This window comes from Salipiger aestuarii, assembly GCF_003259905.1.
Lineage (GTDB): Bacteria > Pseudomonadota > Alphaproteobacteria > Rhodobacterales > Rhodobacteraceae > Salipiger > Salipiger aestuarii.
Genome location: NZ_QLMG01000001.1, coordinates 1 through 24,078, shown reverse-complemented (window position 1 = coordinate 24,078; position 24,078 = coordinate 1). Strand labels below are relative to the sequence as shown.

The window sequence follows — 24,078 nt, the reverse complement described above, 5'->3', positions numbered from 1 at the left end:
TATCCTAAATTTCTTCCTGTTCCAGCGCCAACGGCACCGCCGGGACCTTCAGGTCATCGACGCGCAACGCACCCGTCGGGCGCGACAGCCGGGGCCGCACCACCCAGTACAGCCGCTCGGACGCTCGTGTGATGGCCACATAGGCCAGCCGCTTCCACAAGGGTTGTCCTGCCTCGACCCGGCCCATGCGCGCCGCAGCGTACAGATCCGGCGCAAAAACCTGAACCTGATCCCATTGCGACCCCTGCGCCTTGTGAATCGTCACCGCAGCCCCATGCAGAAAGGTCGCACCCATCCGTGCCGCATAGGGAATAAAGGGCTCTGCCTCGTCGGGCTTTTCGATCTTGACGATTGACGCCGCCGAAACTTGCGGATCGGCTGCGCCCATGACGTGCAGGCGCGAAAACCCCGGGCGCTTGCCCGGCCCCAGATAGATCACCTGCGCGCCCTTGATCAGGCCGCGCGCCTCAAGATCAAGCCGTTTCTTGCGATGCTTCAAGGGCAGTTCAAGCCCGTCACAGATCAGCGGCTCTCCGGGCAGCAGTTCCGTCTCGGGCGCGTCGAACACGTTGCGAAAGGCGTGAATCAGCCGGATGCGCGTGGCATTGCGCCAGACCAGCACCGGCGAGCGCGCCATCAGATCCACTTCGACACGGCTGGCCCAGACCACACGGTCGTCCTGCGCGGCCTTCTGTTCGACCATGCGTTCGAAATCGTGAAATTCCAGGCTCGGGTCCGCAAGCGCATGGGCCAGATCCAGAATCGGGCTTTCAGCCTGCTGGCGGTGAATGCGATGCAGTTCGATCGTGTCTTCTTCGGCGATGCCGTCGAACACCATCTTGCCCGACTGGTTCACCGGCGCCAACTGCGCCGGATCGCCGAACAGAACGAGGTTGGGGAAAATCTCGCGCAGATCCTCGAACTGCCGGTCGTCCAGCATCGAGGACTCGTCCACAAAACCGATGTCCAGCGGATCTTCGCGCCGCTTCCAGCCGGTGATGAAATCGCTGCCCCGCAACCCGGCTGCCGCAAGCGCCGCCGGAACCGATTTGTGGGTCTGAAAGCCGGCGAAAGCGCGGTCCAGCGCCTCTTCGCCAATATCCTCGATTTCGGGCCTTTCCCCTTCGCCCATCAGCCATTCTGCGATGCGCTCATACTCTGGGTCATATACCGGGCTATAGATGATGCGGTGGATCGTGGTGGCAGGCACACCGCGCATCCGCAGCACGCTTGCCGCCTTGTTGGTCGGGGCCAGAACCGCAAAGCTGCGCTTTTCCAACAGCTTGCGGCTTTCATAATCGCCCGAGACGATCTCGGCGCCACTCGCTTGCAGCGCCTTGCAAAGCTCTGACAGCAGCAGCGTCTTGCCCGACCCGGCCTTGCCCTTCAACGCCATGACGCGGGGCAGGCCATCCTTGGCGGGCAGGCAGACACCTTCCTCAAGATCGACGCCAGCGCCGTGCAGCATCTGTGCCACGCGGTCCCACGCCTCGGCCTGATCGTCAGAGAATGTCAGTGCGGGCAAATCCATGCGGCGCATCCTACCCGGCCCCGCTGGCGGGCGCCAGAGACGAGGCGCCCGCAGGGTCTTTCGTCGGGGAATTTCCCGGCGGGGGCGGCCGCTACGCCGCGACAGTCATGCGCGGCGCATCGGTTCCGAAGGCGGTCTCGAACCAGCCACGCGACTGTTCCGGCGTAATTCCCGCGCTTGCCGCCACCCGTGCCTGAGCCTGGGCGCTGAACTCCCACAGCCCGACCGAGATGCGCTCACGCCCGTCGCCCTGACTGCCAAGCACCTCGGGCGATGCCCCGATCCGCTTGTAGATCCGCACCATGCGCGCGTCGAACACGCCGACGTAATGCTCGACACCAAAGCCTTTCATGACCTCGCCCCCGGCCAGCATCAGCGCGGCAGCGGCGCCCGGGTCGGTGTTTCGCGCAAGGCAAAACCGGGTGCATTCCCAAATGATCGGGCTTTCGATGCGCACCCCTCCGGTCAGGGACAGAAAGTGTTCATTCACCATGCAGCGCCCCACGGTGGGGAGCAGGCGCATCGAACCGCCATGCGTGCCGTCGGCTTTTTCCCAGATCACATAAAGTGGGTTCATATCGTCATATTCGTCGCGCTCGAACCCGTCAGCGTCGACGCTGACCTCCCATCCGAGGCGCGTTCTGAACTGGTCCGCGCGGTCGCGGAACATGGTGTCGCGCAGAAGCGGAAAATTCTGAAGCTGGTCGGCGTAAATGTAGCGGATCATTGCGTGTCTCCCGTGTCGTCCGATGAAAGACACATTGCGAAAACGCGGTTAATCGAAGGTAAGCGGACCGCGCGGCTGGTTTAAGCGGAAACAACCGCACCGTACGGTTCGATTAACAAAGTCTGAACAATCCGCAGACCCGGCGTCGCGGGACAAAACCATCAAATCCGGGGGACGTCGCAAGGGACCGCGTTATACCACGATCAGGCCGCGCGACAGCGCGCGCGCAACGGCATGCGTCGTGTTCATCGCGCCCAGCTTGAAACGGGCGCTTTCGATATAAACCCGCAACGTGTGTTCGGAGATGCTGAGCGTCTCGGCCACCTGTGCCCGGCTGTAGCCCACCGCAAGCAAGGTCATCGCCTCGACCTCTCGCGGGCTGAGCGGTTGTGCCGGTTCGGGCTTGCGCCCCGGTTCAAGCTCCAGCGCCTTCTGATTAAAGGCATGAGAAATCAGGATAAGCTCTCGCCGGTTGCTCTCGGTGAAAAGCTGCCAGGTTTCATCGTTGCAATTGTGGCTCAGGCTGAACAGGGCGAACTGCCCGTTCGGACCGCGAATCGGGATCGAATACCCCTGGTTGCCGACGCCATGCCCGATGGCATCCTTCTGGAACGCTCTCGCCGCCTTGGACGACCAGTCGAGGCGCTTCCAATCCACCGGGTGGAACCGCTGATAGCAGCCCTGGATGACCGGATCTATCCGCAGATAGCCTTTTTCGACATATCGCTGCACCCAAACCGGATCATAAGTGCCGCATCCGAACTGTTCGCCGTCTGCGCTGACCCAGTGATAGACCAGATGGGCAATCGCGTAGTGATCCCTGAGGGCAACGCTTACTTCCTGAAAATCCTCGGGCTTCGAGGAGTTTTCAAGCTGTTCCAGTAGCCCGTCCGTGCCGGGAAAGTTCGCTGCAAAGCCCAAAGGCGCCCCCTTCGAGGCCCGACGCAATTTCAACCTGAGCCACCAGCTGTGCTTCGTCGAGCTGCTCGGCCAACGCGGTCATGGCGTTGGCGCGTGCAAAGGTTTTCAGGTCCGTCAGGACGTCGATGATCCAGTCATGTGTCATGGCTAGCCTTCCCGTGGATAGTTAACAAAGCGTTAAGAACAACTATAGCATGCGTCACTTCGGAAAGAAATTCACGGATTCCAACTCCCCAGAAATGGTGAGGGTCCATTTTCCAACCTGTTGGTCAGCATATCCACAGCCTCAGAACGCAAGATGTCCGCGAACCGTTAGAACGATCCACGAACATACATAGCATTCGATTCCTGAACGCAGGGTTAACTACGAGCTGCCAACGCTTCTTCAAAGGTGCGCAGCCCCGTTTTGGGCGCCTGCACCAGCACTGCCATGTTGCCCGGCTTGTGCTGGTTGCGCAGCATCTTCATGTGAGCGTCGGGAATCTGATCCCACTCGAAAACCTCCGACATACACGGATCGAGCCGCCGCTCGACCATCAGCCGGTTGGCGCTGGCCGCCTGCTTGAGATGGGCAAAATGCGACCCCTGAAGGCGCTTCTGATGCATCCACATGTAGCGCACGTCAAAGGTGCAGTTGAACCCGGTGGTGCCGGCGCAAATCACCACCATTCCGCCCTTTTTGCACACCAGACACGACACCGGGAACGTCGCCTCGCCCGGATGTTCGAACACCATGTCAACGCTGACGCCCTTGCCGGTAATGTCCCAGATCGCCTTGCCGAACTTGCGCGCCTCTTTCAGCCACTCGTTGTATTCGGGCGTGTTCACCGTCGGCAGCTGGCCCCAGCACTTGAAATCCTTGCGGTTGATGACGCCTTTCGCTCCAAGTCCCAGCACGAAATCGCGCTTGTCCTCGTTGGAAATCACCCCGATGGCATTCGCCCCGGCGGTGTTGATCAGCTGGATCGCATAGGACCCAAGCCCCCCCGACGCCCCCCAGACCAGCACGTTCTGGCCCGGCTTCAATTCATGCGGGTGGTGGCCGAACAGCATCCGGTAGGCGGTGGCCAGCGTCAACGTGTAGCAGGCCGATTCCTCCCAGGTCAGGTGCTTGGGGCGCGGCATCAGCTGCTGGGCCTGCACGCGGGTGAACTGGCTGAACGAGCCGTCGCCGGTTTCATAGCCCCAGATCCGCTGCGTGGGCGAGAACATCGGATCGCCGCCGTTGCATTCCTCGTCGTCGCCGTTGTCCTGGTTGCAATGGATGACAACCTCGTCCCCGACCTTCCAGCTGGTGACCTTGTCACCCACGGCCCAGACGATGCCCGACGCATCCGACCCGGCGATGTGAAAATCGGCGCCATGCACGTCGAAGGGCGAGATCGGAACCCCCAGCCCAGCCCACACACCGTTGTAATTGACGCCCGCGGCCATCACCAGAACCAGCACCTCGTGGCTGTCCACCTGCCAGGTATCGACGACCTCTTTCTTGAAAGATTTATCCGGCTCGCCGTGGCGCTCGCGACGGATCACCCACGCGTGCATCTGTTTCGGCACATAGCCGAGCGGCGGCATCTCGCCGATCTCGTAGAGGTCTTTCTGTGGCGCCTCATAGGGCGCGATCCCGGTTTGCGTATCCAGAGCCATCGGGGCCTCCTATCTCTAGCGATCCATGCGGATCCAATATCCCGTGAGCAACGCTGCAGTGCAGAATCGCAGCGCCGCCCACAGCGGAATACCGATGGTCGCGCAACATTGCAACATAAACCACATGTATTTTTGTAATTTTATGACCCTGCAAATGCTCAGACGCCAAGACTCTGCTCGCCAGGCAGCGCGTCAGCGGGCTATTTCATACGGTATCCGGATCAAAATACACGTTTCGCTCCGAATCCCGCCACGCAACCGCATGTCAAAGGCGTAATATGGCCCCAAGCGCCGCGAAACGCCTCGGCGGTCGCCACGTCGCCGCACTGCGGCGAATTGACGAGACATAATCTTTCGAATACCACACACACGGCGCAATATGATTGCCTATTGAAATCCTGCCCTGTGAGGGAGCCCGATGCCATGACCGACCCGACCCGTGACCGCCCCTGGCTGATCCGCACCTATGCCGGACACTCGACCGCAAGCGCGTCGAACGCGCTGTATCGCAGCAACCTGGCGCGCGGGCAGACCGGCCTGTCGGTCGCGTTCGATCTGCCGACCCAAACCGGCTATGACAGCGACCACATCTTGTCCAAGGGCGAGGTCGGCAAGGTCGGCGTGCCCGTCTGCCACCTTGGCGACATGCGCGCGCTGTTCGACGATATTCCGCTTGAGCAGATGAACACATCCATGACGATCAACGCGACGGCGCCCTGGCTGCTGTCGCTTTATATCGCCGTGGCCGAAGAGCAGGGCGCCGATATCACCAAATTGCAAGGCACGGTGCAAAACGACCTGATCAAGGAATACCTGTCGCGCGGCACCTATATCTGCCCGCCCGAACCGTCGCTGAAGATGATCGGCGATGTCGCCGAATACTGCTATACCAACGTGCCGAAATGGAACCCGATGAATGTGTGTTCCTATCACCTGCAAGAGGCGGGCGCGACGCCCCAGCAGGAACTGGCCTTTGCGCTGGCCACCGGAATCGCGGTGCTGGACGAGTTGAAACCCCGCGTCGCGCCCGAGGATTTCCCGGCGCTTTGCGGGCGGATCAGCTTTTTCGTCAACGCAGGCATCCGTTTTGTCACCGAGATGTGCAAGATGCGCGCTTTCGTCGATCTCTGGGACGAGATCCTGGAAACGCGCTATGGCGTCGAAAATCCGAAATTCCGCCGCTTTCGTTATGGGGTTCAGGTCAACAGCCTCGGGCTGACCGAACAGCAGCCCGAAAACAATGTTTATCGCATCCTGATCGAAATGCTGGCGGTGACGCTTTCGAAACGCGCCCGCGCGCGCGCGGTGCAGTTGCCCGCCTGGAACGAGGCGCTTGGCCTGCCGCGCCCCTGGGACCAGCAATGGTCGATGCGGATGCAGCAAATCCTGGCTTATGAAACGGACCTGCTGGAATATGGCGATCTTTTCGATGGCAACCCGGCGGTGGATGTCAAGGTCGAATCGCTCAAGGCCGAGGCGCGGGCGGAATTGGCCAACATCGATTCCATGGGCGGTGCGATTGGCGCGATCGACTACATGAAATCGCGGCTGGTCGATTCAAATGCCGAGCGGCTGAACCGGATCGAAAACAACGAAACCATCGTGGTCGGAGTCAATAAATGGACCGAAGGCGAACCCTCGCCGCTGATGGGCGAGGACGGTGGCATCATGGTTGTCGATCCGGCGGTCGAGCAGGACCAGATCGACCGCCTGAACGCCTGGCGCGCCGACCGCGACGAGACGCGGGTGCAGGCCGCGCTGGACGATCTGCGCGCCGCCGCAGCCGAGGGGCGCAACGTCATGCCCGCGTCGATCCGCGCGGCCAGGGCGGGCGTCACCACCGGCGAATGGGCGCAGCAAATGCGCGCTGTGCATGGAGAATATCGTGGCCCGACGGGGGTTTCGCGCGCGGTGTCGAACAAGACCGAAGGCCTGGATCACATCCGCCAGGCTGTGGATGCGGTCAGCGACCGTCTGGGCAAGCGGCTGCGCTTTCTGGTTGGCAAGCCGGGGCTGGACGGGCATTCCAATGGCGCCGAGCAGATCGCCTTTCGCGCCCGCGACTGCGGGATGGAGATCGACTACGAAGGCATCCGCCTTACGCCGGAGCAGATCGTCGAGGCGGCCCGCAACGGCGCGCATGTTGTGGGGCTGTCGATCCTGTCGGGCAGCCATATTCCGCTGGTCGAAGATATGATGGAGCGCATGCGCACTGAGGGTCTCGACCATGTGCCGGTGGTCGTCGGCGGAATCATTCCCGATGAGGATGCGAAACGGCTGATCGCGATGGGCGTGGCCAAGGTCTACACACCAAAGGATTTTGTGCTGAACACGATCATGTCGGATATTGTCGCTCTGGTCGATTCGAAGGCGGTTGCCGCCGCATAAACCATTCTGTCCGACCCGAAAGACGGAAACCCGCCGGTATTAAATACCGGCGGGTATTTAAATTCGTATGGCTCTGCCACATAAAAGCGCTTGCGTTTACCGCTTATTCATCAAATTAGGGGATTCCACGATAGCGATACAAAAGGTGACCCGTCATGGAAGTGAACCTCGAAGCTCTCTCTAAGGACGAACTCAAGAAACTGCGGGCCGATGTCGACCGCGCTTTGAATACGCTCGAAACGCGCCGCAAGGCCGACGCGAAACGTGCTGCGGAACAGGCGGTAAAGGAATTCGGCTTTTCTCTGGACGAAGTGCTGACCGCTGGAAGCGCCAAGGGATCGAAAGGCGCGCCGAAATACGCCAATCCGGCGAACCCGTCGCAGACCTGGACCGGCCGTGGCCGCAAACCCAACTGGCTCAATGACGCGCTCGCTTCGGGCAAAACGCTGGACGACCTGGCGATCTGATGACGATCCATATCGGGGCCGAAGCGGGACAGATCGCCGAAACGGTTCTATTGCCCGGCGATCCCCTGCGCGCCGAATGGGCGGCGCATAACTTTCTCGACAACCCGGTGTGCGTCAATCGGGTGCGCGGAATGTTTGGGTTTACCGGCACCTGGAATGGCCATCCGGTTACCATCCACGGGTCGGGGATGGGTATGCCCAGCCTGTCGATCTACGCCAACGAACTGATCCGCGACTACGGCGCAAAAACGCTCGTCAGGATCGGATCTTGCGGCGCGATGCAACCGGCTGTCGGATTGCGCGACGTCATCCTTGGAATGACCGCGTCGTCCCTGTCGACTCCGTCCCGCGGGATCTTTCGGGAATTGAATTTCGCGCCCTGCGCGGATTTCGATCTTTTGCAGAAAGCCGTGGTCGCGGCGAGGTCAATTGGCGCGACGTATCATGTTGGCGGACTCTATTCGGCGGATGTGTTTTACGACGAACGCCCGGATCTCAACGACATCATGACACGCCACGGCATCCTCGGCGTCGAAATGGAAGCGGCAGAGCTTTACAACCTTGCCGCCCGCCACGGTGTTCGGGCGCTGGCGGTTCTGACCGTCTCGGACCATTTGCTGACGCACGAGGCCCTGTCGGCCCAGGACCGGCAAAGTTCGTTCGGCGACATGGTGCGCATCGCCCTTGAGGCATCGTTCAGCTAGGCTCTGCGCCGCTTAAACCTGACGCCCATGGCTGCGGTCGTATCCGTTGGCCATGGGCGACGCCCAGCCATCCAGGGCGCCGCTTTCAGCCGCCAGCACCTCGACCCGCAACGGATGACAATCCACGCCATCCGAGCTGTGCTTGGATGAACAATCGCCCCCCGGGCAGGCGCTGAGCGCACCCAGCAGGTCGATCTCGGCAAAAAAAGTGAGGTGATCGCCAGGCCGCACCGGGCTTGCCTTCATGAAATACTGCCCGGTATCGCGGGTGAACCCCGTGCACATGAACACGTTCAGCACATCGTGCACATGTCTTTCCGCCTCGGGCAGAGGCAGGCCGGTGGCGTCGGCCAGGGCACGGGTCAGATTGGAATGGCAACAGTGATGGTACTGCGCGCCCGACAGCAGGTTGCCGGTATAGGGATCGCAGCGCGTGCCGATCACATCGTGCACAGACCCGCCGAACGCGTCGATCCCGTACCAGCCCAGCGTATCCTCGACGATGGTGGCCATGGGGCGCAGGTGGGGAAAGCTTGACCACAACCTTTCGCCGCTCGTCACATGACTGCCATGCAGCGCCCGTGTCTTGCCCGAATAGAACCGCTCGGACAAATCGCCATCGTGCCAGAGGTTCAGATCGCCGACCTGCGGGCCACCCACACTGGTGATGCGAAAGAACTGCCCGGCCTTCACCCGGAAATGGCACGCCCCCCGTGGCGGGGCAAGGAGCTGCGAAACCGCCATGGCCCCGTCCAGCGCCCGCCTGTAGCGCACCATGTCCGGCACGGGCAGCGTATCGGTCGGATAGCAGATCACCGGAGGAACGGCGCGGCGCGCATCGGCATCGGCGGGGATCGTCATGAGCAGGCTCCTGTTTCGTCCCACCGTCCTAATCCCGACGGGCGCGCGGCGGCAAGCGGTCAAACGAGCGTCGGTTCGACATCGACCGCGCCGTTCAGCACCGCCATTTCGGCCTGGGCGTCTTCCCCCCCCGCGCGCGCGAATACTCTGCGCCAAGTCCGGAATCACCAAAGGTGAGGTAGACAGTTGTCACGGCTTCCCCGCCCTCGATGGGTTCTGAGATCGTCGGCTTCGTGAACAAAGGGACGTCGCCCTGATCCGCATCAGACCATCGGGATCGACCTCGACAGAGCAATCGGCGGTCTGCGCGTCGGTAATTGCCCCTTCGCCGCCGACCCGGATTTCAAACATCCTGTCCGCCGTGTTCTCGATCTGAGAGAACGGGCTGTTGTCCATGTCCGGCCCGCCGCTATCCGGCACCCGCCGCCAGCAGCCGGACAGGGTGCCGTCAACGCGCGGACAACCTCGATTTCAAAGACTCCGCGGATGTCTTCCATCGCGCCGCTGGCGGAGGCAGGGTCGAAACCGGGCATCGTCGCTGCTGAAGATCACGGCGCGGCGACAGGGTCTGCGCGGCGCGAGCAGGGCCGAAACACGCATCTGTCCCAGGAGAAAGCCGGCAAAATCAGAGCCGAAATTTGTCGCATTTGCGCCGGACACGCAGCGTTTTCGCAGCGAAGACAGCGCTATATGGCTTCACTTCAATGCCTCGCGCGCAGCGCGCCGATGACGTCGCATGGCGGGCGCGCAAGACAGTCGGATGGCGCTGCGCGAATTGTTCGCGTCACAATGCCAACGTCCTTTTTCAGGGACGAACCACAGGCCGACGATCCGGGCGTCAGAGGCCAAGATGCGTGTTGGCAACCTGTGTCGTCAGCGCCCGCATCGGCCCGGCCCACACGCTGCGTCCGCGTTCCAGGATCACCGCGCGATCGCAGGCGCCGCGCAGTTCCTTCAGCGACTTGTCGATCACCAGCATCGCCATGCCATCGGCCTTGAGCGTGGCGATAGCCGCCCAGATCTCGGCACGCACCGTCGGGGCAAGCCCCTCGGTCGCCTCGTCAAGGATCAACATCCGCGGATTGGTCATCAACGCCCGCCCGATCGCAAGCATCTGCTGTTCGCCCCCCGACAACGAGGCGGCGCGCTGCCTGCGCCGTTCGCCCAGACGCGGAAAAAGCCGTTCGACCCTGCCCGCATGCCACGCACCGGGCCGGGCCGCCGCGACAAGGTTTTCGGCCACGCTCAGGTCGCGGAAACACCGCCGGCCCTCGGGCACCAGCCCGATGCCAAGCCGCGCCGCGCGATGCGACGGCAGGCGCGACAGATCCTGCCCGTCAAAGACCAGCGTGCCCTGCGCGGGCATCATCCGGCAAATGCAGCGCACGGTGGTGGTCTTGCCCATGCCGTTGCGGCCCATCATCGCCACCGCCTCGCCCGCCGCAATATCCAGATCGACGCCGAACAGCGCCTGCGTTGCCCCGTAGGATGCGGTAAGCTGCGTCAGCGACAAAAGCGTCATGCCCCGTCCCCCAGATAGGCGTCGCGGACCAGGGGATCGGCGCGGATGTCTTCAACGCTTCCGGTCGCGATGACGCGCCCGTAGACCAGTACGGTGATGCGGTCGGCCAGCGCGAATACCGCGTCCATGTCATGTTCGACCAGCAGGATCGGCGCGCGCGTCCGCAGCCGGTCAAGAAAGCCGGTCAGGTGGCGCGATCCTTCGGCGCCCAGCCCCGCCATCGGTTCATCCATCACGAAGGCGCGGGGCGCTTGTGTCAACGCGACGGCGACCTCCAGCTGGCGGCGCTGGCCGTGGCTAAGCTCGGCGGTGCGCAGCCGGGCCAGATCCTGCAAGCCGGTTTCAAGCAGCGCGGCTTCGGCGGTATCGCGCAGGCCGGCATCGCGGGCGACGCGCGACAGGAACCGCCAGGGCCGCCCCGATGCGCCGAGCGCGCCCAGCAACACGTTTTGCATCACCGTCTGGTCCATCGCCAGCGCCGAAGTCTGGAACGTGCGCGCAAGTCCCATCCGGGCGCGGGCTTCGGTCGGCAGGGCGGTCACGTCGCGCCCCAGAAAGGTCACGCGCCCGGAATCGGGGCGCAGCGACCCGCAGATCTGCGCGATCAGCGTGGATTTCCCGGCGCCGTTGGGACCGATGATCGCGTGGATCTCGCCGTGCAGCAGACGGATCGAAATGCCTTCGCTGGCGCGCAACGCTCCGAACGCCTTGTGCAGCTCGTGGGTGGACAGGACGGAGTCAGGCATCGGGCCGCCCCTTGCCGCAGATCATGCCGATCAGCCCACCGCGCCCGAACAGCACCACCGCCAGCAGCACCAGCCCCAGGAATATCTGCCAGTAGTCGCTGATGCCGCCCAGCCAATGTTCCATCATCACATAAAACACCGCTCCCGCCACCGGGCCGAACAGACGCGCCACGCCACCGATGATGACAAACACGATGATCTCGCCCGACATCTGCCAGCTGAGCATCGACGGGCTGACAAAGCGGTTGAGGTCGGCGAACAGCGCCCCCGCCAGCCCGGTCACCGCGCCCGAGAGCACCAGCGCCACCAGTTGCAGCCTGCGCGGATCAAGCCCGACGGCGCGCACCCGGTCGGGCACCTGCCGCGCGGAATCCAGCGCCAGCCCGAAGGGCGACCGGCGAAGCCGCGCGTATCCCCAGAGCACGAGGCACAGCCACGCCAGACACAGCCCGTAAAACTGTATGGGGTCCAGCGTGTTCAGCCCCGGAAATCCGTTGCGGACATAAATGCTCAGGCCGTCCTCGCCGCCATAGGCGGGCCAAGAGATCGCAAAGAAATAGGCCATCTGCCCGAATGCCAGCGTAATCATGATGAAGTAGGCACCCGAGGTGCGCAAACTCAGCACCCCGATCAGCCACGCCGCCAACCCCGACGTGACCGCCGCGGCCAGCCAGATCACCGGCATGGATTTGGTGCCCTGGATGGTGAAGACCCCGTCGTAAAGCGGGGTGTAATTCTGCGCATGGCTCGCCAGAACGCCCATGGCATAGCCGCCGATGCCAAAAAACACCGCGTGCCCGAGACTGACCAGCCCGCCCAAGCCCAGCGCGATGTTCAGCCCCGCGGCGGCCAGCGCAAAGATCACCGCGCGGGTGGCAAGCATGATGGTAAACGGCTCGTCCGCCCAAACCGCCCAGCCGGGCACGACCACCAGCCCCGCCAGCAGCGCCGCGTTCAACAGCCATTCGCGGTTCATGCGCGGGCTCCGAACAGGCCGGTGGGTTTCCAGATCAGGACCCCCGCCATCAGAATGTAGATCGCCATCGACGCGAAGGCCGATCCGATGGTGGCGGCGCCAGAGGCGTCGGTGACCAGCTTGAACAGTTCGGGCAGCAGAAGGCGGCCCAGCGTGTCGGTCAGCCCCACCAGCAACCCGCCCACCAGCGCCCCCCTGACCGACCCGATGCCGCCGATCACGATCACCACAAAGGCCAGAATCAGCACCGGCTCGCCCATGCCAATCTGTACTGACTGGATCGGACCGACAAGCGCGCCCGCCAACCCGGCCAACGCGGCACCGATGGCGAACACCAGCGTGTACAGCTTGCTGATGTCGACCCCCAGCGCGGCGATCATTTCACGATCGTTTTCGCCCGCGCGGATCTGGATGCCCAGCCGCGTGCGCGCGTTCATCCACCACAGCCCCGCCGCCACCGCCAGCCCGGCGCCGATCAGCGCCAGACGGTAGGCTGCGTATTCGATGCCGCCGGGCAGCATCACGGTCCCAGCCAGCCAGGGTGGAATGTCCAGATACAGCGGGAACGATCCGAACAGCCACCGCGTGCCCTCGGAAAAGATCAGGATTAGCGCGAAGGTCGCCAGCACCTGATCCAGATGGTCGCGCGCGTAAAGGCGGCGGATCACCAGCAGCTCGACCATGGCCCCGGCCGCCGCCGCCGCCGCCAGCGCCGCGATCAGCGCCAGCAGGAACGACCCCGTCGCGCCCGCTACCGCCGCCGCCGCAAAGGCACCGACCATGTAAAGCGACCCATGCGCAAGATTGATAAGCCCCATCACGCCGAAAATCAGCGTCAGACCGGCCGCCATGAGAAACAGCATGACACCGGATTGCAGCCCGTTGAGGATTTGTTCGGCAAGCAGAATCGGTGACATCTTTGGCCTTCAGGGGGCCTTGCATGTGACAAGGCCCCGTCTTTTCACTTCATCGAACAGTCATCGACATAGGCCGACGAGCGATCTGTCAGCGCGGTGGCGACGATCTTGTTGGTGTAGATGTCGCCTTCCTTGATGACCTCGCGGATGTAGATGTCCTGAATCGGGTGCTGGTTGGTGTCAAAGCTGAACTTGCCACGCACGCTGTCGAAATCCGCAGACTTCAGCGCCGCGCGGAAGGCATCCGCATCCGACGGGTCGGCCTTGTCCAGCGCCGAGATCAGCAGATGCGCCGTGTCATAGCCATAGGCCGCATAAAGCGACGGAAGGCGACCGTATTCCGCCTGAAACGCGCTGACGAAATCCGCATTGGCGGGCACCTCCAGATCCTTGGACCAGTTCGATCCGTTCTTTACCCCAAGAGCCGCGTCGCCCACCGCTTGCAGGATCGCCTGATCGAAGGAAAACGCCGGGCCAAGCACCGGCAGGCCGACGCCGCTGCCCGCATATTGCTTGAGGAACGAAATCCCCATGCCGCCCGGCAGGAAAAAGAACACGCTGTCCGCGCCGCTGGCCCGGATCTGGGCAATCTCGGCGGCGAAATCGGTCTGGCCCAACTGGGTATAGACCTCGCCCGCGAGATCGCCGTCAAAGAACCGCTTGAACCCGTTCAGGCTGTCTTGCCCGGCAGGGTAGTTCGGCGCCATGATGAACGGCTTGGTGTAACCTTCGGACTTGGCAAAGGCGCCCGCGGCCTCGTGCAGGTTATCGTTCTGATAGCTGACCGCAAAATAGTTCGGATGGCAGCCCTTGCCCGCAAGCTGGGCGGGGGCGGCGTTGGTCGACAGGTAGAATTTGCCCTGCGCCGTGGCGCTCGGCACCACTGCCATCGCCAGGTTCGACCATACGATGCCGGTCAGCACATCGACCTTGTCGGACTGGATCATCTTGTCGGCGATCTGCACGGCCACGTCGGGCTTGCGCTGATCGTCCTCGACAAGGATCTCGACGTCGTCCTGACCTTTCATACCCAGCAGGAACCCGTCGCGGGTGTCGATGCCAAGGCTGGCGCCCCCACCCGACAACGTGGTGATCATGCCGACCCTGACCTCGGCCTGCGCGGCGGATGCCAGCGCGGCAAGGCTCACGGCCGCGAGCAGCGACTTGATGGACATTGCGGAACTCCCCTGTTCTCGTCGTCATTTGTCAGCGCCCGAATCTGCGCCCGGACTTCCGCGCGAGAATTTACGCAAAGCGCCGCGATGTCCATGCGCGACCGCCCCGCGCCGCCGCTTTTCCCAAGGCGGGCCAAGCTCTCGCCACAAAGCTGCTGTTTCCTTCCGGGCAACAGAACCGCCATACGGGGCAGCACAAATGAACATGGCCACCAACGCCGTCATGGCGCCACCACCGCCAAAGCGGCTTGAAGATCTCAGCCTGCCGCGGGTCTTCATGCGCGATATCGCGCTCAAGACCGTGTACCGCAAGAATGCCAATACGGTGTCCTACCTGTCCAGGGACATGTGCCTGCCCATCGGCATCACGCAGGAAATCATCGAAATGGCCCGCGGTCAGGGCCTGCTGGAAGCCATGGGCACGCTCGGCGCGCAGTCCGCGACCCATGAAATGACCTATCAGCTGACGGACGCAGGCAAGGCGCGTGCCACGGACGCGCTGTCGCAATCGGAATATTTCGGCCCGATGCCGGTGCCGCTGCACGTTTATGCCGAACAGGTCAAACGCCAGTCGATCCGCAACGTGCAGATCACGCGCGAACAGCTTACGGGCGCCATGGGGCACCTTGTGCTGCCCGGAGACCTGATTTCCCACCTTGGTCCGGCGGTGGGGGCGGGGCGGTCCATTCTGATGTACGGCCCGCCGGGAAACGGGAAGTCGTCTATTTCCAACGGCATCCGCGACGCCATGGGCGACAAGATCTACATTCCGCGCGCTGTGGAATATTCCGGTCAGGTGATCACTGTTTACGACCCTATCGTACATACCGCCGCCGAGGTCGAAGCGGACGACCCCAACGTCCTGCGCCGCAAGAACCGGTTCGATACGCGGTATGTGCTGTGCGACCGTCCCACGGTCATTACCGGGGGCGAGCTGTCGCTGAACATGCTTGACCTTGTCTACAATCCGACGGCCCGCACCTATCAGGCGCCGTTGCAGCTGAAATCGACGGGGGGCATTTTCATCGTCGACGACCTGGGGCGCCAGGCGGAATCGCCGCAAAAGCTGGTCAACCGCTGGATCGTTCCGCTGGAGGAAAACAAGGACATCCTGTCGCTGCAATCGGGCGAAAAATTCGAGGTTCCCTTCGACACGCTGGTGATCTTTTCGACCAACTTCCACCCGAACGAGATCTTCGACAAGGCGGCCCTGCGCCGGATCTTTTTCAAGATCAAGATTGACGGCCCGAGCCAGGAGAACTTTCTCAAGATTTTCGCGTTGGTCGCGCGCAAGAAAAAGATGCAGCTTGACGAGCAGGCCCTGATTTACCTTCTCAAGACGAAATACCCGACCATTGACAATATCTATGCCAACTACCAGCCGGTGTTCCTGATCGACCAGATGATCTCGGTCTGCGATTTCGAAGGCTGGCCCTACAAGATGACGCCAGAACTGGTCGACCGGGCATGGGCGAACATGTTCGTCAGGGACGAGCATATCGTGAAATGATGCCTGCCCCGCAATGCGCGCGAAGAAAAAGGCCCCGAAGCGATGCTTCGGGGCCTTTCTGTTTCAAATCGCGACGTCGACTCAGCCGCGCTCTTCGATGATCTCAACCAGGTGCGGGATCTTGGAAACCATGCCACGCACGGCGGGCGTATCTTCCAGTTCGCGGGTCTTGTGCATCTTGTTCAGCCCAAGGCCGATCAGCGTCTTGCGCTGCACTTCGGGGCGACGGATCGGCGAGCCGATCTGCTTGACAACGATGGTTTTAGCCATGGATCTCAGGCCTCCTCGGCGACTTGGATGGACTCGGCCGGCGCTTCGTCACGCTTGGGAAGAATGTCGGCGACCTTCTTGCCACGGCGCTGGGCGACGTTGCGGGGCGACTGGTTCTTCGTAAGCGCATCAAGCGTGGCGCGGATCATGTTGTAGGGGTTCTGCGACCCGATCGACTTGGCGACCACGTCGTGCACGCCCAGCATTTCGAACACAGCACGCATCGGACCACCGGCGATGATCCCGGTACCCTGCGGAGCGGTGCGCATCACGACACGGCCAGCGCCGTGGCGGCCTTCGATGTCATGGTGCAGCGTACGGCCTTCGCGCAGCGGCACGCGGATCATCTTGCGCTTGGCTTGCTCGGTGGCCTTGCGGATGGCCTCGGGGACCTCTTTCGCCTTGCCCTTGCCAAAGCCGACGCGGCCCTTCTGATCGCCCACCACCACGAGAGCTGCAAAGCCGAAGCGCTTGCCGCCCTTCACGGTCTTGGACACGCGGTTGATCGCGACAAGGCGATCCGCGAATTCCGGAGTTTCGTCACGGTCGCGGCGGTTGCCACGGCGATTGTCACGTTCTGCCATGAGGCATTCCTTTTTCAGGGTCGGCACGGCCCGGACGGGTCCGCTTCGCGCCGGTTGGTCAATCCAGGTGAGGCGCGATCGCGTCTCCCGGATCATCGAGGCAGCACCGCGGCCACCTACAGGAAAGCGGGGCGGTCAACACCGCCCCGCGGGGGATCCGTGGCGCGGCCCGAGACCGCGCCAGCAGGATCAGATCTTCAGGCCGCCTTCGCGGACCGCCTCGGCAAGAGCCTTGACGCGACCGTGAAAGAGAAAGCCGCCACGGTCGAAATACGCCTCTTCGATGCCAGCAGCCTTCGCGCGCTCGGCCAGCGCGGCGCCCACCTTGGTGGCGGCCTCCACGTTGCCCTTGCCGATCACGCCCAGATCCTTCTCCATCGAGGAGGCGGCTGCGAGCGTCACGCCGTTCACATCGTCGATCAGCTGAACGCTGATGTTCTTGTTGCTGCGGTGGACCGACAGCCGCGCGCGGCCGGCGTTCACCTTGCGAAGCTTGTTCCGGACGCGCAGGCGGCGCTTGAGGAACAGTTCCCGTTTGCTGAGTGCCATTTTCTGCGTCCTTACTTCTTCTTGCCTTCTTTGGCGAAGATGTATTCGCCCTTATAGCGAATGCCCTTCCCCTTGTAGGGCTCCGGACGGCGCCAGTCGCGAATATTCGCGGCGACCTGGCCAACCTGCTGCGCGTCGTGACCTTCGACGATGATTTCCGTGGGTTTCGGCGCGGTGACCGAGATGCCCTGCGGAATATCGAAGTTCACGTCATGGCTGTAGCCCAGGTTCAGCTTCAGGGTCGAGCCCTGGATCGCGGCGCGATAACCAACGCCGTGGATCTCAAGCTCTTTCTTGAAGCTGTTCTGAACGCCGTGCACCATGTTGGCGACCACGGTACGGGACATGCCCCACTGCTGACGGGCGCGCTTGGAATTGCCGCGCGGCGTCACGGTGATGGTATTGTCCTCGACCACGATGGTCACATCGTCGGTTGCGTTGAAGGTCTGGGTGCCTTTCGGCCCCTTCACTTCGACGGTCTGGCCGCTGACGGATGCGGAAACACCCGAGGGCAGCTCGACCGGCTTTTTCCCAATACGAGACATGCGTCCCTCCTTAGAAGACCGTGCAGAGCACCTCGCCGCCGACATTGGCGGCGCGGGCGTTTGCATCCGACATCACGCCCTTGGGCGTGCTGACAATCGACACACCCAGGCCCTGACGGACGGTGGGGATATCCTTGACGCCCATGTAGACGCGACGACCGGGGGTGGACACCCGAGCCAGTTCGCGAATGACGGGGGTGCCATCGAAATACTTGAGGCTGATCTCGAGGGTCGGGTGACCGTTCGAGTCGGTGCCGGATTCGTAGCCACGGATGTAGCCTTCGTCCGCCAGCACATCGAGAACCCAACCACGCAGCTTGGATGCGGGGGTCGAAACGACCGACTTGCCGCGCATCTGGGAGTTGCGGATACGGGTGAGCATATCGCCGATAGGATCGTTCATCTAAGTACCCTCCTTACCAGCTGGATTTCACGACGCCGGGAAGCTGACCGTTCGAGCCCAGTTCGCGCAGCATGATCCGGGAGACCTTGAGCTTGCGGTAATAGGCGTGCGGACGGCCAGTCAACTGGCAGCGATTGTGCAGGCGGGTTGCCGAGGAATTGCGCGGCAGCTTCGCAAGTGCGAGGCGCGCCTTAAAACGCTCTTCCATGGTTTTGGTTTCGTCGGTCGCGATCACTTTGAGAGCGGCACGCTTGGCGGCATACTTTTCCACCAGCGCCTGGCGCTTCTTCTCGCGTTCGATCATGGATTTCTTGGCCATGTGTCTCTCGCTCCTCAGGCGTTGAAGGGCATGTTGAAATGCTTCAACAGCGCCTTGGCTTCCGCGTCGGTTGCGGCGGTGGTGGTGATGATGATGTCCATGCCCCAGACCTCGTCGACCTTGTCGAACTCGATCTCGGGGAACACGATGTGCTCCTTGATGCCCATGGCAAAGTTGCCGCGACCATCGAACGACGGCTTGACGCCACGAAAATCGCGGATGCGGGGCATCGCGATACCGATCAGACGGTCCAGAAAGTCGTACATCCGGTCACCGCGCAGGGTCACCTTGGCGCCCAGCGGCATCTCTTCACGGACGCGGAAGCCGGCGATCGACTTCTTTGCCTTGGTGGTAAGCGCCAGCTGGCCGGCAATCTTGGTCAGATCTTCCTGAGCCGATTTCGCCTTCTTGGAATCACGAACCGCCTCGGCCCCGCAACCGATGTTCAGGACGATCTTGTCCAGACGCGGAATCTGCATGTCGTTCTTGTAGCCGAACTCTTCCTTAAGAGCGGGCTTGGCGGTCTCGCGGAACAGCGTCTTGAGACGCGGTGTATAGGTCGCGGTATCAAGCATCGATCACGTCTCCCGTGGTCTTGGCGAAACGGACCTTCTTGTCACCTTCCATACGGAAGCCGACTCGGGTCGCTTTGCCGTTTGCATCGACCAGTGCCAGGTTCGACAGGTCGATGGGCTTGGCCACCGGAAGGCGTCCACCCTGCGAGGTCTGGCTCTGGCGGGTGTGCCGGATCGCCATGTTCACGCCACCGACGACGGCCTTGCCGGCCTTCGGGGACAGGCTTTCGATGGTGCCGGTCTGGCCCTTGTCCTTGCCGGACAGGACGACGACCTTGTCACCTTTGCGAAGTTTCGCAGCCATCAGAGCACCTCCGGAGCCAGCGAGATGATCTTCATGAAGTTCTTCGCACGCAGCTCGCGAACCACCGGCCCGAAGATACGGGTGCCGACGGGCTCGTTCGAGTTGTTGAGAATGACCGCGGCGTTGCGATCAAAGCGGATCGCGGTGCCGTCATCACGACGAACTTCCTTGGCGGTGCGCACGACGACGGCCTTGCGGACGTCACCTTTCTTTACGCGGCCGCGCGGAATGGCCTCTTTCACCGAGACGACGATGATATCGCCGACCGATGCATAGCGGCGATGCGAGCCGCCGAGGACCTTGATGCACTGAACCTTCCGGGCTCCGGAATTGTCAGCGACATCCAGATTGGTCTGCATCTGGATCATGTCAGTTTCTCCCGACCTTCAGGGATGAATCCCCTGGGGTTTCGCTAAAGTCTTGCGGGCAGGGCTTTGCACCCTGCCCACCTGCGCTCTTAGTGAGCGGCTTCCTTCTGTGCGTGGCGCTCTTCGTCCAGCTTTTGCTGGAGAGTCGCGTTTTCGGCACGCGCGGCGTTATGCGCGTCGAGCATCTCCGCGGTCATCACTTCCCAGCGCTTGGTCTTGGACTTGGGGGCGCATTCACGGATCGACACCTGCTGGCCTACCTGGAACGAACCGGCCTCGTCATGGGCGCGGTATTTCTTGGATTTCTTGATGGTCTTCTGCAGCACGGGGTGCTTGAAGCGGCGAACCACCTGAACCGTCACGGTCTGGGCGTTGGCGGTGGAGGTCACGGTGCCTTGCAGGATACGCTTGGGCATGGGTCTGTCCTTATTCCGCCGAAGCCGCGGCAGCGGCTTTCTGGTTCAGCACGGTGTTCACGCGCGCAACATCGCGACGCACCTGACGGATGCGTGCAGAGTTTTCAATCTGTCCGGTGGCTTTCTGGAAGCGGAGGTTGAAGGCCTCCTTCTTCAGGGCCACAAGCTCGTCCCGGAGCTGATCCGGGGTCTTCGAGCTAAGCTCTTTGGCGTCCATAAGGCGCTCCTTTGTTGCAACATCACCGGAGAGCCCCGTCGCTTGCGCGGGTCACCCTGATTCCCGGTGGAGGTGGATGAAGGCGCTCTATAGGCGGGTTGGCGCGTATTGGCAAGATATTTACTGCCCCCCTTTCGGGGCCGCGGCCACGGGGCGGGCAGACCCCACGCCGCAGAAGGCCCGGGCAGATCGCAGCGCACAGCAGACCCGTGGTCTTTTTTCGACAAGCACTGCGCGGGCTCGGAGCGTAACGTCGTGAATATATCGGAAAAATGGCAGCCCGTAGGGGAATCCGAAACCACAATATGTAGATGTTATATTTGAAATCATTGGATTTTTCGAGCTCTTGGACTCCACGAATCAATATGTAGGTGTATAAAAAAGCGTATAACGATTTTGCGGCACCCCTGCGCCCATCGAGAGTTTGCAAGATGATGGGCCGAACGGAGCGTTAGGGAATCGAACACCTGAATCGCCGGAAAAGCGTATAACGTTGCCTAGGGAGACGAACCATTGAAGCAGCACGTGTTACGCCAGACCGACATTGACGCAGCGGTAAAGGGCTTCACCAAGAAGCGAAGTTTGTCGGACGGCGCGGGGCTGATGCTACTGGTCAACAGCCCCACATCGCAATCATGGGTCTACCGCTACAAGGTGGGCGGTGTTGAAAAGCGGCTGGGGCTTGGCGCGTATCCCGGTGTTACGCTGACTCAGGCGCGGAAGCTGGCGCAGATTGAACGCGGACGAAGGGCCGATGGCGTGGACCCCGCCGCCGCTAAGGTCCAGCGCAAGCGCACGGGTGTGATCTGAATGATACGGGAACGTGGGTGTGCCAGAACGAAGACGATTTTGTCATCACGTGTCTGCATGACCACTGCCGACACCTGACAACGTGGGATCATATTCGACTGTGGGACGAAAACGAAAAGGCGGGCGTCGCCGTGTTGCCCGACGAATACGACACCTTGTCCGACCTACTTTGCGACTCCGACCTCTACCCCATCGTGGACGAGGAAGAATTTCACTTCGACAAGTTTGACTACGGCGTGCCCATCCCCATTGACCGCCTGACCACGGCCAAGAAGGTGGAACAAGCCTTCAAGGCACTGCCCGCTGACGCGGGCAAGGACCGCATTGCAGCGCTCTACGCGGGCGTAGAATCGGGCGGCGGGAAAGGTCCAGCGTCGGAAAAGCTCAAGGAACTGGTAAAGGGTCTGGGCCGTTTTGATGGCAATGAACTCAGAGCGCTTTAAAAAGCCGGTTCTGAGATGTTGAATGCCCAACGAAAGGAGTGGGGCACGCGTCAGCGTGAGGCCGAAATGGAGGAAGTCATTGAGGCCATGGGCAACGAAGACTTGGGGTATCCTTCCATGGACCCGGCAGACCCGTTGGGCGATACATCGGCTGAAATGATGGCAACCATGGGCAGACGTTTTGCGCCCATTGATCTGGACGGGAAATTCAAGATCGTGCGCAAGCCCGATCTTGGGTCTTTTCACTCTGAGTTGATGTCCACAGTGGTGATCTACGGGAAGTATGACTTTCTTGACCTTCACCTAGATCGGCAGATCAAAATCGGGGATGAGATGGTGAACCCGGCGCAGCTTTTCTTGGAAACAGCTAAACGCAAGAGCGGCATGGGCCTCATCCCGCCGCCGTTGGAATGCCCTGAGAACTACTTCAACCTATACCAAGGCCGCAAACTTCAATCCAAACCGGGAAGCTGGCGGACACTGCGCCGTTTCATTCTCAAGGTCATCTGCAAGCGCGACAGGAAAAAATACCGATGGCTCATCCTCTGGATGGCTCACATGGTCCAAAGACCCGGCGAGAAGCCGGGGACGGCGATCATCTGCCGGGGTGAAGGTGGGACAGGTAAGGGCAGTTTCGGGCAGTTGCTTGCCAAGCTGGCCGCGCCACATTTCAAACAACTTGAAAAACAGGTGCATGTCGTTGGTCAGTTTGCCGGGGAACATCTGAGCAAGTGTATCTTGGCGGTCGTGAATGAGGCGGTTTTTGGCAAAGACCCTAAAGTTGCGTCGGAGCTAAAGGCGCTTGTGGACTCCACCACCATACAGGCGGAAGTGAAAGGCATGTCAGTGGTAACGCTGCCGTCCTTCCTGCGGCTCTATATCGACAGCAATGCCAAGGTGCCGCTCTTGATCGCAGGCAACGGCTCTGAGCGGCGGTATTTCGTCTTGGAGACCAGCACCGACCACCAGCGCGATGATGCGTATTTCACAGAGCTACATGCGGCGATCAATGGGGGTAAGATGGCGGCGGTGCTGGATTATCTTGAATGCTATGACCCCGCGTCAGCGGGGTTCACGTGGAATGATGTGCGGGATGCCCCTGCGACGGTTGAGCGCGATGCAAGGGCTGAATACTCCATGAGCGCGCCCATGCGGCGTCTAGCCGATGTGCTGGCGGATGGGGCAGTCACGTTGATGGTGGACGGGCAGCAAGAGACATTCGAAACATTCGAAGTCGGTAAGTGTGACAAGGGCGACGAAGGCTGTTTGCGTGTTCCCCAGACTGCATTCAAAGACTACATCTGTTCAGTCGGTGAGAAGCGTAATGCAGAAGACTCGGACGTGATAGCGATGTTCGAACGTCTGCATCCGAGAGTGGTAGTCACAGATAAGCGGGGGCGTGTCGGGTCTTTGAAAGATCGATCATGGTGGCAGTTTCCTGCGGATGTGATCGGAGCCGGGTGCGTAAAGGCCGCGTGACACGTTCCGACCTCCACAACCTCCAAGCAACCTCCAAAGGCTTGGAGGTGAAATATCACTTTAAAGCAATGCCTTATACCTCAACCTCCAAACCTCCAACCTTTCTGGAAAGTTGAAAAATCCCGAAGGGACACACACACCTTGGGAACAAGAATACAAAGGGTGTGTGTCCCCGTCCATTTCTGGGAGAGGGCGGAATCCTTGGAGGTTTGGAGGTTTCCCCATAGGGTATTGAAATATATGGGAAAAGAACCTCCAAGCCCTTGGAGGTTGCTTGGAGGTTGTGGAAGCGCACCTTTTGGCACTAATTGCCTGAAATCACGGGATTCAGTGGCCGCGCCCGCTTGGGCGAAATAAAATTCTGCGTTAGCGATCTACTTGTTCCATCCCGGATGATCACATAGCCCCTCGTCGGTCAGCGCTTTTCATGGCACGCTGGGTTTTGACCGAGGCGCGGGACGGGAGAGCGACATGCTGATCAAGCTTCACAGCCAGGCAACAACGACGGCGAAGGTCAGGGCGGCGATCCAGGCCAGCGATGAACCAGCCTGGGTTCTCGCGGAACGCCACGGGACGACTGAGCAGACTGTATGGAAATGGCGCAAGCGCGACACAGTCGAGGATCGCAGCCATGCCTCATCGGCTTCAAACCACACTGACGCCCGCGCAGGAGGCTGTGGCCGTGGCGCTGCGCAAGACGCTGC

General features: G+C 61.6%; 29 protein-coding genes and 1 pseudogene. 8 read left to right on the top strand and 22 right to left on the bottom strand.

Annotation, left to right across the window (positions count from 1 at the left end):
• Positions 1–4: 4 nt before the first annotated feature.
• From ATI53_RS00155 to ccrA, 5 genes are all read right to left on the bottom strand, one after another.
• Entirely contained in the window at positions 5–1,531 is a 1,527-nt protein-coding gene (locus tag ATI53_RS00155) for an ATP-dependent DNA helicase (protein WP_111549432.1), read from the bottom strand.
• A 91-nt stretch (positions 1,532–1,622) separates the two neighbouring features.
• Positions 1,623–2,258 (bottom strand): acyl-homoserine-lactone synthase, encoded by a 636-nt coding sequence (locus ATI53_RS00150; RefSeq protein WP_009504445.1) that lies wholly within the window; start codon positions 2,256–2,258, stop codon positions 1,623–1,625.
• 192 nt (positions 2,259–2,450) lie between these two features.
• A complete protein-coding gene (locus ATI53_RS00145) occupies positions 2,451–3,179 on the bottom strand; it encodes a helix-turn-helix transcriptional regulator (protein WP_009504446.1) in 729 nt (242 codons plus the stop codon).
• Positions 3,127–3,324 (bottom strand): hypothetical protein, encoded by a 198-nt coding sequence (locus ATI53_RS00140; RefSeq protein WP_083840604.1) that lies wholly within the window; start codon positions 3,322–3,324, stop codon positions 3,127–3,129. Before ATI53_RS00140 ends, ATI53_RS00145 begins: the two co-directional genes overlap by 53 nt.
• Before the next feature lie 215 nt (positions 3,325–3,539).
• Positions 3,540–4,826 carry a crotonyl-CoA carboxylase/reductase gene (gene ccrA, locus ATI53_RS00135; protein ID WP_009504447.1) on the bottom strand — a complete coding sequence of 429 codons (1,287 nt, stop codon included), beginning with the start codon at positions 4,824–4,826 and terminating at the stop codon, positions 3,540–3,542.
• Positions 4,827–5,249: 423 nt separating this feature from the next.
• On the opposite strand from ccrA, the gene ATI53_RS00130 reads away from it, so the two are divergent.
• The 3 genes from ATI53_RS00130 (at position 5,250) to deoD (ending at position 8,385) form a co-directional block, all read left to right on the top strand.
• Complete coding sequence (locus ATI53_RS00130) at positions 5,250–7,214, top strand: ethylmalonyl-CoA mutase (protein WP_111549431.1); 1,965 nt, start codon at positions 5,250–5,252, stop codon at positions 7,212–7,214.
• A gap of 155 nt (positions 7,215–7,369) precedes the next feature.
• The gene (locus ATI53_RS00125) at positions 7,370–7,681 is read left to right on the top strand and encodes an H-NS histone family protein (protein WP_009504449.1); all 312 of its coding nucleotides are present in this window, start codon (positions 7,370–7,372) and stop codon (positions 7,679–7,681) included.
• Positions 7,681–8,385, top strand: a complete 705-nt coding sequence (gene deoD / locus ATI53_RS00120; protein WP_009504450.1) for a purine-nucleoside phosphorylase — start codon at positions 7,681–7,683, stop codon at positions 8,383–8,385. Before ATI53_RS00125 ends, deoD begins: the two co-directional genes overlap by 1 nt.
• A 12-nt stretch (positions 8,386–8,397) precedes the next feature.
• Here the strand turns inward: deoD and ATI53_RS00115 are convergent, their stop codons facing one another.
• From ATI53_RS00115 to ATI53_RS00085, 6 genes are all read right to left on the bottom strand, one after another.
• Positions 8,398–9,246, bottom strand: coding sequence for an urea carboxylase-associated family protein (locus ATI53_RS00115; RefSeq protein WP_111549430.1), 849 nt, complete (start codon positions 9,244–9,246; stop codon positions 8,398–8,400).
• Positions 9,247–10,084: 838 nt separating this feature from the next.
• Positions 10,085–10,768, bottom strand: coding sequence for an ABC transporter ATP-binding protein (locus ATI53_RS00105; RefSeq protein ID WP_009504454.1), 684 nt, complete (start codon positions 10,766–10,768; stop codon positions 10,085–10,087).
• Positions 10,765–11,514 (bottom strand): ABC transporter ATP-binding protein, encoded by a 750-nt coding sequence (locus ATI53_RS00100; RefSeq protein WP_009504455.1) that lies wholly within the window; start codon positions 11,512–11,514, stop codon positions 10,765–10,767. Before ATI53_RS00100 ends, ATI53_RS00105 begins: the two co-directional genes overlap by 4 nt.
• Entirely contained in the window at positions 11,507–12,490 is a 984-nt protein-coding gene (locus ATI53_RS00095) for a branched-chain amino acid ABC transporter permease (protein ID WP_009504456.1), read from the bottom strand. The genes ATI53_RS00100 and ATI53_RS00095 overlap by 8 nt, the downstream gene beginning before the upstream one ends.
• Positions 12,487–13,407, bottom strand: a complete 921-nt coding sequence (locus tag ATI53_RS00090; RefSeq protein ID WP_009504457.1) for a branched-chain amino acid ABC transporter permease — start codon at positions 13,405–13,407, stop codon at positions 12,487–12,489. The genes ATI53_RS00095 and ATI53_RS00090 overlap by 4 nt, the downstream gene beginning before the upstream one ends.
• A 44-nt stretch (positions 13,408–13,451) precedes the next feature.
• Positions 13,452–14,582, bottom strand: a complete 1,131-nt coding sequence (locus ATI53_RS00085; RefSeq protein WP_190324010.1) for an ABC transporter substrate-binding protein — start codon at positions 14,580–14,582, stop codon at positions 13,452–13,454.
• 199 nt (positions 14,583–14,781) lie between these two features.
• On the opposite strand from ATI53_RS00085, the gene ATI53_RS00080 reads away from it, so the two are divergent.
• Positions 14,782–16,092 carry a DUF8689 domain-containing protein gene (locus ATI53_RS00080; protein ID WP_111549428.1) on the top strand — a complete coding sequence of 437 codons (1,311 nt, stop codon included), beginning with the start codon at positions 14,782–14,784 and terminating at the stop codon, positions 16,090–16,092.
• A gap of 81 nt (positions 16,093–16,173) precedes the next feature.
• Here ATI53_RS00080 and rpmD read toward each other — a convergent pair whose 3' ends face one another.
• The 11 genes from rpmD to rpmC all read right to left on the bottom strand — a co-directional run bounded on the left by rpmD (position 16,174) and on the right by rpmC (position 20,642).
• Positions 16,174–16,362, bottom strand: coding sequence for a 50S ribosomal protein L30 (gene rpmD / locus ATI53_RS00075; protein ID WP_009504460.1), 189 nt, complete (start codon positions 16,360–16,362; stop codon positions 16,174–16,176).
• A 5-nt stretch (positions 16,363–16,367) separates the two neighbouring features.
• Positions 16,368–16,946 (bottom strand): 30S ribosomal protein S5, encoded by a 579-nt coding sequence (rpsE, locus tag ATI53_RS00070; RefSeq protein ID WP_009504461.1) that lies wholly within the window; start codon positions 16,944–16,946, stop codon positions 16,368–16,370.
• A 189-nt stretch (positions 16,947–17,135) separates the two neighbouring features.
• Positions 17,136–17,495 carry a 50S ribosomal protein L18 gene (rplR, locus tag ATI53_RS00065; protein WP_009504462.1) on the bottom strand — a complete coding sequence of 120 codons (360 nt, stop codon included), beginning with the start codon at positions 17,493–17,495 and terminating at the stop codon, positions 17,136–17,138.
• An 11-nt stretch (positions 17,496–17,506) separates the two neighbouring features.
• Positions 17,507–18,040 (bottom strand): 50S ribosomal protein L6, encoded by a 534-nt coding sequence (gene rplF / locus ATI53_RS00060; RefSeq protein WP_009504463.1) that lies wholly within the window; start codon positions 18,038–18,040, stop codon positions 17,507–17,509.
• A gap of 10 nt (positions 18,041–18,050) precedes the next feature.
• Complete coding sequence (gene rpsH / locus ATI53_RS00055) at positions 18,051–18,443, bottom strand: 30S ribosomal protein S8 (RefSeq protein WP_009504464.1); 393 nt, start codon at positions 18,441–18,443, stop codon at positions 18,051–18,053.
• Between the two features lie 13 nt (positions 18,444–18,456).
• Positions 18,457–18,762, bottom strand: coding sequence for a 30S ribosomal protein S14 (gene rpsN / locus ATI53_RS00050; protein WP_009504465.1), 306 nt, complete (start codon positions 18,760–18,762; stop codon positions 18,457–18,459).
• A gap of 14 nt (positions 18,763–18,776) precedes the next feature.
• Positions 18,777–19,337, bottom strand: coding sequence for a 50S ribosomal protein L5 (gene rplE / locus ATI53_RS00045; RefSeq protein ID WP_009504466.1), 561 nt, complete (start codon positions 19,335–19,337; stop codon positions 18,777–18,779).
• Positions 19,330–19,641, bottom strand: a complete 312-nt coding sequence (rplX, locus tag ATI53_RS00040) for a 50S ribosomal protein L24 (protein ID WP_009504467.1) — start codon at positions 19,639–19,641, stop codon at positions 19,330–19,332. Before rplX ends, rplE begins: the two co-directional genes overlap by 8 nt.
• Entirely contained in the window at positions 19,641–20,009 is a 369-nt protein-coding gene (gene rplN / locus ATI53_RS00035) for a 50S ribosomal protein L14 (RefSeq protein ID WP_009504468.1), read from the bottom strand. Before rplN ends, rplX begins: the two co-directional genes overlap by 1 nt.
• Before the next feature lie 89 nt (positions 20,010–20,098).
• Positions 20,099–20,425: a 30S ribosomal protein S17 gene (gene rpsQ, locus ATI53_RS00030; RefSeq protein WP_009504469.1), complete on the bottom strand. Its 327-nt coding sequence runs from the start codon at positions 20,423–20,425 to the stop codon at positions 20,099–20,101.
• 10 nt (positions 20,426–20,435) lie between these two features.
• Positions 20,436–20,642, bottom strand: coding sequence for a 50S ribosomal protein L29 (gene rpmC, locus ATI53_RS00025; RefSeq protein ID WP_009504470.1), 207 nt, complete (start codon positions 20,640–20,642; stop codon positions 20,436–20,438).
• 513 nt (positions 20,643–21,155) lie between these two features.
• On the opposite strand from rpmC, the gene ATI53_RS00020 reads away from it, so the two are divergent.
• The 4 genes and pseudogenes from ATI53_RS00020 to ATI53_RS23570 form a co-directional block, all read left to right on the top strand.
• Positions 21,156–21,452 carry an Arm DNA-binding domain-containing protein gene (locus tag ATI53_RS00020; protein WP_205912173.1) on the top strand — a complete coding sequence of 99 codons (297 nt, stop codon included), beginning with the start codon at positions 21,156–21,158 and terminating at the stop codon, positions 21,450–21,452.
• 17 nt (positions 21,453–21,469) lie between these two features.
• Complete coding sequence (locus ATI53_RS00015; protein ID WP_111549427.1) at positions 21,470–21,895, top strand: hypothetical protein; 426 nt, start codon at positions 21,470–21,472, stop codon at positions 21,893–21,895.
• A gap of 66 nt (positions 21,896–21,961) precedes the next feature.
• Positions 21,962–23,374, top strand: coding sequence for a primase-helicase family protein (locus ATI53_RS00010; RefSeq protein ID WP_146609859.1), 1,413 nt, complete (start codon positions 21,962–21,964; stop codon positions 23,372–23,374).
• 471 nt (positions 23,375–23,845) lie between these two features.
• Positions 23,846–24,078: pseudogene (locus tag ATI53_RS23570) on the top strand (IS481 family transposase); the annotation flags it as partial.